The sequence below is a fragment of the Priestia endophytica genome (assembly GCF_026790145.1).
Taxonomy (GTDB): Bacteria; Bacillota; Bacilli; order Bacillales; family Bacillaceae_H; genus Bacillus_I; species Bacillus_I endophytica_A.
In genome coordinates, this window is sequence record NZ_JALAMS010000041.1 from 1 (window position 1) to 9,372 (window position 9,372).

12 protein-coding genes are annotated in these 9,372 nt (G+C 33.7%); 7 read left to right on the plus strand and 5 right to left on the minus strand.

Annotated elements, in window-relative coordinates; all coding sequences use genetic code 11:
- The 3 genes from MOC86_RS22920 to MOC86_RS22930 all read right to left on the minus strand — a co-directional run.
- Nucleotides 1-270, minus strand: a 270-nt coding sequence (locus MOC86_RS22920) for a SpoVA/SpoVAEb family sporulation membrane protein (RefSeq protein ID WP_268586255.1), incomplete at its 3' end; no start/stop codon positions are given.
- Nucleotides 271-292: 22 nt separating this feature from the next.
- Nucleotides 293-766, minus strand: a complete 474-nt coding sequence (locus tag MOC86_RS22925; protein ID WP_268586256.1) for a YhcN/YlaJ family sporulation lipoprotein — start codon at nt 764-766, stop codon at nt 293-295.
- 83 nt (nt 767-849) lie between these two features.
- Nucleotides 850-1,056, minus strand: coding sequence for a DUF1657 domain-containing protein (locus tag MOC86_RS22930; RefSeq protein WP_268586257.1), 207 nt, complete (start codon nt 1,054-1,056; stop codon nt 850-852).
- A gap of 617 nt (nt 1,057-1,673) precedes the next feature.
- Here MOC86_RS22930 and MOC86_RS22935 point away from each other — a divergent pair.
- The 3 genes from MOC86_RS22935 (at nt 1,674) to MOC86_RS22945 (ending at nt 3,223) form a co-directional block, all read left to right on the plus strand.
- Nucleotides 1,674-2,234: a YhcN/YlaJ family sporulation lipoprotein gene (locus tag MOC86_RS22935; protein WP_268586258.1), complete on the plus strand. Its 561-nt coding sequence runs from the start codon at nt 1,674-1,676 to the stop codon at nt 2,232-2,234.
- 301 nt (nt 2,235-2,535) lie between these two features.
- Complete coding sequence (locus MOC86_RS22940) at nt 2,536-2,748, plus strand: hypothetical protein (protein WP_268586259.1); 213 nt, start codon at nt 2,536-2,538, stop codon at nt 2,746-2,748.
- A 289-nt stretch (nt 2,749-3,037) separates the two neighbouring features.
- Nucleotides 3,038-3,223 (plus strand): hypothetical protein, encoded by a 186-nt coding sequence (locus MOC86_RS22945; protein ID WP_268586260.1) that lies wholly within the window; start codon nt 3,038-3,040, stop codon nt 3,221-3,223.
- 415 nt (nt 3,224-3,638) lie between these two features.
- Here MOC86_RS22945 and MOC86_RS22950 read toward each other — a convergent pair whose 3' ends face one another.
- On the minus strand, nt 3,639-3,851 hold the full coding sequence (locus tag MOC86_RS22950) for a helix-turn-helix domain-containing protein (RefSeq protein WP_268586261.1): 213 nt from the start codon (nt 3,849-3,851) through the stop codon (nt 3,639-3,641).
- Between the two features lie 152 nt (nt 3,852-4,003).
- On the opposite strand from MOC86_RS22950, the gene MOC86_RS22955 reads away from it, so the two are divergent.
- The 3 genes from MOC86_RS22955 to MOC86_RS22965 all read left to right on the plus strand — a co-directional run bounded on the left by MOC86_RS22955 (nt 4,004) and on the right by MOC86_RS22965 (nt 6,012).
- On the plus strand, nt 4,004-4,180 hold the full coding sequence (locus MOC86_RS22955) for a hypothetical protein (protein ID WP_172463462.1): 177 nt from the start codon (nt 4,004-4,006) through the stop codon (nt 4,178-4,180).
- 121 nt (nt 4,181-4,301) lie between these two features.
- Entirely contained in the window at nt 4,302-5,468 is a 1,167-nt protein-coding gene (locus MOC86_RS22960) for an FtsK/SpoIIIE domain-containing protein (protein ID WP_268586262.1), read from the plus strand.
- On the plus strand, nt 5,452-6,012 hold the full coding sequence (locus MOC86_RS22965) for a replication-relaxation family protein (RefSeq protein WP_268586263.1): 561 nt from the start codon (nt 5,452-5,454) through the stop codon (nt 6,010-6,012). Before MOC86_RS22960 ends, MOC86_RS22965 begins: the two co-directional genes overlap by 17 nt.
- A gap of 92 nt (nt 6,013-6,104) precedes the next feature.
- On the opposite strand, the gene MOC86_RS22970 is transcribed toward MOC86_RS22965, so the two are convergent.
- Nucleotides 6,105-6,755 carry a MerR family transcriptional regulator gene (locus MOC86_RS22970; RefSeq protein ID WP_268586264.1) on the minus strand — a complete coding sequence of 217 codons (651 nt, stop codon included), beginning with the start codon at nt 6,753-6,755 and terminating at the stop codon, nt 6,105-6,107.
- Nucleotides 6,756-7,628: 873 nt separating this feature from the next.
- Here MOC86_RS22970 and MOC86_RS22975 point away from each other — a divergent pair.
- Nucleotides 7,629-8,609, plus strand: coding sequence for a hypothetical protein (locus MOC86_RS22975; RefSeq protein WP_268586265.1), 981 nt, complete (start codon nt 7,629-7,631; stop codon nt 8,607-8,609).
- The last annotated feature ends 763 nt before the right edge of the window (nt 8,610-9,372 follow it).

Genomic DNA, 9,372 nt, shown 5'->3' on the forward strand with positions numbered 1-9,372 from the left:
AGCGATTCGATCATACACGCCGAAACCCGTTAAAAGCATTGAGATAAAAATTAAGGTTCCCACCGTTGGATTTCCAGCCGTTTGTTCTGTAAAATTAAAATAATAGATATAAAACAGTTGAATAGCTTGACCAATAAGACAAATGATTCCACCTGTTAAAAAAGCTTTGATACAATTTTTAACGATGGGTCTTTGGGTTTCGTCTTTTTTTTGAAGCTCCTGGTATTCCTGTTGTACAGGTGTTAATTGTTTTTTTTTGTTATTTGACATACCTGCATCACCTTTTCTTTCGTTACGCTTGTTCCTTCATAAGACTTTTAATTTCGTCAAATTCCTTGTTTAGGATTTTCTTCTTTGGTTGATCTTTTTGTAGTTTTTGTTCTAATTGTTCCAATTCTAAAAAGATTTTTTGATCCGTCGAAACGAAAACTTTATAATCTGGATACGTTTTTTCTAGGTTAGATTTCACGTTCTTTTTGATGGTCTTTAATCGAAATCGATCAAACTGTTCGACTTTTAAGGCTACTAGTAGCTCCTTATCCGTATTCACGGCTTTTACTCCTGTAACTTCTTCCCTTTTGATGGTTTTTCCTTTTGCTTGATTGGCAACAGATTGATCGACTGGATGGTTTGTATGAACTTTGGCGATATGGGTATCCTGATTTTCCTTAGCTGATTGCTCTTGATTTCCAGTACATCCTGATCCAAATACGAAGAGAACGATTAAAAAAAGACAAACTTTTAGCTTTTTTATATTGTATTTCATGGAGTCATCCCTCCGTTTCATTTCCATAAATGAAAGTGTAAAAAAGGTTGGTTAGGTTAACCAACCTTTTCAGATTCACATGATTATTGTTGTTTATATTGGGGTTCTTCTTGTTCAATTTGTTGAACTCGTGGAGAGAGACTGTCAACAATCGATTGAGTTTGTTGAGCAGCATCTTGATATAGTTGCTTTGCCTGTTGATTATCAGTTGCTAAAGCAAAACCTTCAAAGCTTGCTTGTGCGCTTTTTAAACCAGCTAGTGTTTGTTTAACATCATTGATTACTGTCATGAATGATTCCTCCAAAAATTTAGTAACTTACCATTATAGGATGATAAAGAAAAATAGTTCTTATGCTTTTTGGATTCAACCATTTTATGTAAATGTTTTATATTTACACTCGAAAAGGCCTAGTGACAGGGTTCGTGTTCTAGTCTGTCATATAATTTCCACAAAAGGTAATTTTTGGATTGTTGTAAAGGTAGTTGGGAATCATTTTGATAAATACTTTTGGGAATCGATAAAACGTATTACAACAAGGCGTAGTCCAACATGATATTTCGTTACAAAAAATAAGGGTTTTGGTAAATGAACTCCTTAATTACACACCACATGATGTTTCATTACAATTTTAGGAAATCAAATGACGGAGTAGCGCAGCTACCCTGTCACTAAGCCGAAAAGATGGTTCAGTTTTTATTTTTAATCAGATTCACTTTCCTTCATAACTGTAGGATTTGAACAGTTACATAATCACTAATTCGATAAATAAAAAATGCACATAAAAGTTTGGGAATTAACGAGTAAAGGTAGTTAAGCAAACATATAAAAAAGCTCGTATACTTTCTTTTCTTTAAACGGATAATAACGACAGAAATGTTATCTTAAAATGAAAGGAGTAAGACAAGATGAAAACAAGAAAATATTTATTGGGCCTTCTATCTACAATTTTATCTGTAGGATTCCTTTTTGGTTGTAATGATAAAAAGGATGAAGCTGAGCCCGATCCAACTGAAGAACCTTCTGAACAAAAGGCAGAGAACGATCGCAACAACGGGCCACGAAATGTTGGATTCCAACCTGATGGAGATCGGAACAATAATGATAATTTGGATCTAGATAATGACAATCAAACACGGTTAGAAGTGGCTGATAAGGCTGCAGATCGAATTGCTAAACTAGGCGAAGTAGACACTGCGAATGTGATTGTTACAAACCGAAATGCCTATGTGGCAGTTGTTTTACAGGATGGAACCACAGGAGAAGTAACAGATCGTTTAGAAAAGAAGATTGCCGATCAAGTAAGAGCTACAGATCGGGATATTCGGGACGTATTTGTATCATCCAATCCTGATTTTGTGAATCGCATGGAAGATTACGGAAACAGAATTAATGAAGGCGATCCGGTAACAGGGTTATTTGAAGAGTTTACTGAAACCGTTCGAAGAGTATTTCCTAACGCTCGTTAAATAAGAGTGGTTGAGCATAGCAAGTCAATTTACTAAGTTCTAGAAAAGAGAAACTCTTGTTTATCAACGAGTTTCCTTTTTTAGTTACTGTAATAGTAGGACCAATACAACTTATCAAATCATATTTTTTTACCTTTTGTAGAGAAGTAAAAAACGTACCAAAGTTTGTTTTTATAGATGTAGCTGTAAGATTTGAACAGCTACATAATTACTAATTCTTTAAATGAAAAATGTACATAAAAGCTGATAAAGAAGACAACGATATAAGGGTGTTAAAAATACCATACAGGAGGAAACAAAAATGCCACAACAAATTGATACAAACCAATTAAAAAAAGCTGTAGCTTCAGTGTCACTTTCTAAGGGGCTTATTACACAAGCAATTGAACAATCTGCTGCGGATCAGCTACAATGTGAAGAGGCTTTAAAACAAGCTGCATCTGAGATAGCTCAAGCTCAAACGTTGGTAAGTCAAGTTCAATCGTCTCTTCAAACACAATCAGCTACACAATGAAAATAAAGTCCCACCTATACCGAAAAGCGCTGATGATAGTAGATCAGCGCTTTTCAATTATCTACTTAATTTGTTTATTATCTTGTCCAATGCATTTCACTTTTATTTTCATACACGTCACTTGATTGAATTATCTTTCATTTTCCTTTTATCAATTCTTTTCACCTTTTATAGAAGATAATTATGTATATTAAGCATTCTGATCAATCATTATGAGTTCCCCTTATGGATTAATTTTTCTGCAAAACCTAATAACAATTATGCTCTATTAACCTTCTGGGGAAAAGAGTTGAGACACGTTGATTTTTATCATGCAAACAATGAAGGAGTGGCTAATATACCACTTAATTTAAAAGTAAAGAATGATGAAAATTTATTTGTAGCTCTAGTCGAGAATCCTTTTACAATATTGGATGAAAAAGCACATAGTACTCTTTGGAATATTCAAACGACGAATAGAATTAGTGTAAGGTAATGAAAGATAGGTTTATATAAAGAAAAAACGACCTTCACGGAAAGGTCGTTTTTTTCTTTCTAGGCGAATCATGAGCAGTAACGTGATTTCTCACGGCTTCCCTTGTAGTTTGCTCAGAAGATTAGATATTATTCATATTAAAGAAAGAAGTTGTTATGTAACAACAACTAATACTTGTGGGAGTATTTCCTACATCTGCCACAAACGCCCTTGTTGCACTTCGAGTTATCTATAAGCCAAATACTATTACTCTGTATGAATAGCCTTGAGGCTATAGGAGAAAGCTTAAGCTTTCTTTAAATAGTAGTCATACTGATAGCAAAGACCGCCCACTATCTATAAGTGTATAAGGCGGTCTTATGTATATTCATTACATATAACTATTCTCTTTTTCACGACATTATTCTACCTTCATTCAAATGTCAAAGAAATCATCAACTTTGGCATTCTTATCTACTTTTCTAATAGCTGCCATAATCCTTTTAACCGTAGATACGTTGGGCTCTCGTTTACCTGAGCAAATTTGACTCATTGCTGTTTCTGAGAGTTTTGAATTCCTCGCCAGCCAAACTTGGGTTCTTCCTTCTTTTGATAACCATTTTTTTAACTTTGTTTTTTTGACTCCCATTCTTTACACCTCAATATTATGGCTCTATGGCTTCATTTATGTCCATTTCTTTAACTTTTTATACAGAAATCTTTAAGTTTTTGTACAGGACAAGATAAGTTGAACAACCTATGTAACATACAATCCACTATACCAACTTAGGAGGCGTTCAAATGGTTACAGTCCTGGGAACAAGCCTAGTGTTATTTACGGTGATTTATGCAGAGAGAAAAGGATGGGTCGATAAAGAAAAAGTAAGGGTGGTCATGCAGGTTGGAATGAACGTTGGTATCTTGGGGAGCTTGCTCTATTTTTTGTATACGCTGTCCTCTTTCCTTCCTTTCTTATGACCAGGGTTCCGACCAGGCTAGAAGAGGAAAAGGTATAGGTTCATGATGATAAGGACGGCATTTGGAAGCTTCCCTTTTTAAGGAACTATCTATAGAAGATAAAAAAGAAGGAGTGAGAAGAATGTGGGAGCTCATGGCGATTCCTGCTTTAACGGGGGCGGTAGCTTTATGGTGGGGAAGGAATACATCCAGTGAGGAACATCGAGTCGTACAGCAAACTTTTGAGCACTATCATATCCATATTAAGGACGGAAAAGACAAACGATATCCTCAACTTGTTCGAGAGTGTAAAAGTACAAAGCAAATTAAGCTCATTTATCGCACACCTTTAGCTTTAGAAGAAAAAACATTGGGAACGTTACAACAGATTTTATCTGTCACCTTAGATCAAGAAGTGAACGTAACATTTAAGAAGTGGCTGATCATTGAGATTTCAAAACACAAAATGCCTTCGTATGTGTCTTACCAAGACGTTCCCTATCGTAAAGGATGGATGGTCCCATTAGGGAAAAATCATCAGGGGTGGCATTTTCATCATGTTGACCATACACCCCACACCACGATTTCAGGGACGACTCGCTTTGGAAAAACGGTCATGATGAAAGTCATGATGACCTATCTGATCGAACACCATCCCAGGGATGCTCAATTCGTCATCATCGATTTAAAAGCTGGATTAGAGTTTGACCGATATAAGAATCTACAACAAGTCAAACGTATAGCCAGCGACCCCATAGAGGCCTTATATGCCTTGAAACAGGTACAGAAAGACATGAATGAACGAATGGCCCTTTTTAAGCGTCAAGGATGGTCCAATGTTGTGGACACTCCCCTCTCTCAACGTCTTTTTGTTTTGATTGATGAAGCCGCACAACTGACACCTGAAAAATTTATGGAGAAAGAAGAAAAGAAGACATTAGCGCAGTGTCAATCGATCCTAAGTGAAATTGCACGCATAGGGGGCGCTCTGGGCGTTCGATTGGTGTATGGAACCCAATACCCTACCTCGAATGTATTGAATGGTTCTATTAAGCAAAATGCGGATTTAAAGGTTAGTTTTCGACTGGGAAGTGATTATGCGTCTAAGGTAGCCCTTGATGCTTATGGAGCCGAAACCTTACCTTCAGATATCAAAGGTCGTGCGTTGATTAAAACGCATGAAGTGAAAGAAGTGCAAGTCCCCTACCTCAATCATGAGGAAATCTGGAAACGGATTGGAGGGTATGAAATTGCAAAACAAACAGTTGTGCCAAACGAGACAGGAGAAGATTATGTACGCCTTGGATAAGTTGGAATGTATGAGTCGGTCTCAATTGCAATCCCTCTTTCAGTTGAAAAGTGTCCGCAATGCCAATCGTGTTCTCTACAATATGAGTCCTTTCTTAAACCACAAGCGTCTTCATGAAAACGTCTATTATTTGTCTAAGAAAGGTCGTCAACACATTGGATCGGAGAAGACCAAACCTCATTTAACACAGTTAGAACATAAAGTGAGACGGAATGATATTTACTTGTATTATGGGTGTCCGAAGGATTGGAAAGTTGAACGCCCGAATGAATGGAGGATCCAGGGAGAAACCTATAAGCTCATTAGTGATGCTCGCTTTTCCCTTCACGGTGTCATTTGTTTTGTGGAAGTGGATCTCAAACAGAAGATGCTCGAAAATAAAAAGAAAATCAAATTGTATCATTCCCTTTTTCAAGCTTTAGGCCATCAACAAGCTTTACTCATCTTTTATACGACCACTCCAGTGAGAAAAGAAAGGATTCTAAGCTGGTGTCAGGAATATAAAGTAAATGCGGAAGTATTGATAAAAGAAGATATAGAATAGAAAAACCAGAGACTGAAAAAGTCTCTGGTTTAATATTAAATAAATAGTATATTTTGTAGTCCACATGTAGTTAATAATATAAATTGAGCTCTTTATTTATTTGTATCTAAAGAATCTTTTAATCTAGATTCGAAATGTTCGTTTATATAATCTTTGATAAATTCTTCTCGCTTAAATATATCTTCCTCTTTTCGAAAGAAACCTACTCTTCTAAAACGTTCACTCTCTGGTTTTTGATTCCATTTGTCTTTAGCCTCTTGTATCAAAGCTCTTTCCACTTTCTTTTGAAGAAGTAATAACTCTATTCTTTCTTCCCTTTCCTCTTGTCTTGTTTTAGATTTAGGTAATTGACTAATTAGTTCTCTATAATAACTCTTAATTTCTTCAGTTTGTGTAACAGCAATTTGTTCTGCTGCAGTTAAAATCTCTTTTTTTATGGCTTCTACGTCAATAACATATGGAACACTTGTAGAGTTTGTTTCGTAATCTGAAGGCGCAGTTCGTAAATCAAAGTAGTTATGTAAATCGTCAAATATAGCATCTAGAGACCATTTATTGTCCCTTTTATCTTTAATATATAAGGCTATATCCAAATCTGTTTGATCATAGACCTTTTCCCCATTATCTGTACGATTAATAAAATGAATTTTCTTGTCTTCAAGATTTTTAAACCAACCATCTACTGTATTCGTATGTTTGTTAACTTGTTTAGCAAAATCGCTGATTCTCCAATAGTTATCCATGGTAACCTCCTTTTGAAATGTAGTCCATATGTATTTAGTTGTCTACATGTAGTCTATACAAAAAGAAAAAAGTATTAATCACATTAAAAAACAAACGGATAAAGCTAATGTTTTGTGCTCTATAAGTGTTATATGCTGAACATGTGGAACACAAAAACTTCATAAACAACAAGGATATAGAATAAAGAAAATAGGGTTTGCTTAAAATACACCCTCAATTGTAGTCTACTTGTGGAATATAGTCTACATATGGTGACTAGATTATAACTATTACACATAATACATGTGTAATAGTAGACTTGTGTAGTCCATTTATAGACTACACACTACATGTGTGCCACATCTACAGAAAAAGAAACTATTAATACATCTTAAATTCTATAACCTAAACAAGGAAACCTTCGTTTATGCGTAAAAACATTTCAAACCTAATGCAAGTGAAGAATAAATGTTCAATTAGAACATTGTTCTTAAAGAATAAAGTGAAAATAAATACCTGTATCCAAGAGAATCTAAATTCTTTTAGATGAAATTTATTATAGTCTATTAAAATATCTAAAAAATTGATTGTTTAAAATGGTAGAGTTTGCTATAATAACACCAACTAAATAAGTTCGGAAAATAAAAAAGGCTCAAGACAATCGTAGTGATGCGCCAACATCCTACGACGGTCCACCGTGATCACTCCACGGTAAACACCTGCCTTAAACCTCTTGTTACTTATCATAATTTTGTACCTGTATTGTACGATATATTTTATGATATTTCAAGGGTTTATTGCATAATTCTCTTTTTTTATGGGAGGTGTGTTTACCGTTTAATAATACGGTAAACACACCTTTTTCGTTTTCCCATAATGAAAGGGAGAGAAAAATGTTGATTCTAAATTCTGATTTTAATTATATGCAGCAATACGACTCTTGTATTAAATCTAAGCAACAGCAGAAACAAATGAAGTACAAATTATTAGAGGTTGTTGAAGCAGTTTATGGAGAAACCTTTAATCGACTAAAATCTGAAACGAGACATGCTATTGATACTTTATGCTTTTTAGCAACAGATAAAGGATTTATCTATGCTAAGGACACATATTTTGCTCAATTACATAACCTCTCTACTCGCACTATTCGCCGTGTGATGAAAACTTTACAAGAAGCAGGAAAAGTAGTTAAAAAGCATCGCTCTTCATCCAGACATAATGGTCGAGGAGCAGCTGTATATTTCTTTGTGGATCACCCTTACTTTTCTATTTGGGCCCAGTATTTTAACTTTGATGTCCAAACAGATGTCCAAGCTGAAAAAGCCGAAAAGCCTTGTGCAAGTAAGACTGAAGAAGCAAAAAAAGTTTCTACCTATTATTTACCTAAAAATAATATTAAAGATCATATTATGTATAAAACCATACCTTTTATAAAAGGTGTTCCTAAATTAGTTAATCAAACTTTTAAAGATATTTTTAAAGATTCATTAAGAGATTTATATTTACGAGTTAGAATGGCTTATCATAAAGTACTTAGAAATACTTCACATTCGCTTTCTATTAAGGAAATCCATATTGTAGCTTATGAATCTATACATACTCTTTTTACATACCTAAAAACGGGCTCTATGAACTTAGAAGAGCAATGTAAACTCGTATATCGTATTGCATTTAATAAATTTAATACTTTATTAGAATGTAAAGAGAATTCTGGCGACCAAAATGTACCATATCAAATTGTACGAAAAGAAATGTTACCTGACTGGTTCAAAGAAACACAAGAAGTAGCAGAACAAGAAGTTTCTAAGATAGAAGATAAATCCGAAGAAGCTGAAATGGTTCAAATGAGAGCTATTTTAGCCCATTACAAGTAGAGTACATATTTTATTACTTTATCTAAATTATAATTCCTACTCTGTTTAAGAATATGAAAAAGAGAACTTTCAATATTCCTATAGAGCTAACTCTCTATATAGTCTACAAGGTGAAGTTTGTACCTTATTGTCTATGGAGACGATAAATAATGAATTTTTTATATAATCATAGCTGTAAATTCTATTCTGTTTTGTAGAGAACATATGGTGTACAAGCTATATATGAGAATAGCAGATATATGTTTTGGAGTAGATTTTTATCTAAGTGCGTCAGTAATAGTAGAGAGGTATGTAAATATAAGTAAGGGAGCAGTTATTTGTAAAAAATGCAGCTATTGTATAAATATAGGAAAATAGCTTCCTTTGGATTTCTTAGATCAGTATTAGATATATAGAAATCTTATTAAATATTATATTTGCATGTTCTACTATATTCATATTTAAACCAGTAATAGAGTTTAACGATCTAATAACATTTTCTATTTTAAGGGGTAATTTGTGCTCTATATAGAATTAGTGGAGCCCAAGTGGTCCCTAAGTAAATGAATTTTTATGTTTTTATTATTTAAAACATAATCAGTTAAATAAAAATAATTCCTAATTTATATATTTTTTATATAATATAGATGTTTTTTTATTTTATTTTAAGGTATTTGATTATTTTTATCCTCTATTTATAAAATAAAAACCTTATAAAATATGAAAACATATAATCAAGTATATTATATATCTTTTTTATATATTTTCATATTTTAAAAGGTTT

What these genes read in the sequence shown, in the direction of transcription:
- MOC86_RS22925 (WP_268586256.1), bottom strand. Translation starts at nt 766, where the DNA reads ATGAAATACAATATAAAAAAGCTAAAAGTTTGTCTTTTTTTAATCGTT.
- MOC86_RS22970 (WP_268586264.1), bottom strand. Translation starts at nt 6,755, where the DNA reads ATGGATAACTATTGGAGAATCAGCGATTTTGCTAAACAAGTTAACAAA.
- MOC86_RS22965 (WP_268586263.1), top strand. Translation starts at nt 5,452, where the DNA reads ATGTACGCCTTGGATAAGTTGGAATGTATGAGTCGGTCTCAATTGCAA.
- MOC86_RS22940 (WP_268586259.1), top strand. Translation starts at nt 2,536, where the DNA reads ATGCCACAACAAATTGATACAAACCAATTAAAAAAAGCTGTAGCTTCA.
- MOC86_RS22975 (WP_268586265.1), top strand. Translation starts at nt 7,629, where the DNA reads ATGTTGATTCTAAATTCTGATTTTAATTATATGCAGCAATACGACTCT.
- MOC86_RS22950 (WP_268586261.1), bottom strand. Translation starts at nt 3,851, where the DNA reads ATGGGAGTCAAAAAAACAAAGTTAAAAAAATGGTTATCAAAAGAAGGA.
- MOC86_RS22930 (WP_268586257.1), bottom strand. Translation starts at nt 1,056, where the DNA reads ATGACAGTAATCAATGATGTTAAACAAACACTAGCTGGTTTAAAAAGC.
- MOC86_RS22935 (WP_268586258.1), top strand. Translation starts at nt 1,674, where the DNA reads ATGAAAACAAGAAAATATTTATTGGGCCTTCTATCTACAATTTTATCT.
- MOC86_RS22955 (WP_172463462.1), top strand. Translation starts at nt 4,004, where the DNA reads ATGGTTACAGTCCTGGGAACAAGCCTAGTGTTATTTACGGTGATTTAT.
- MOC86_RS22960 (WP_268586262.1), top strand. Translation starts at nt 4,302, where the DNA reads ATGTGGGAGCTCATGGCGATTCCTGCTTTAACGGGGGCGGTAGCTTTA.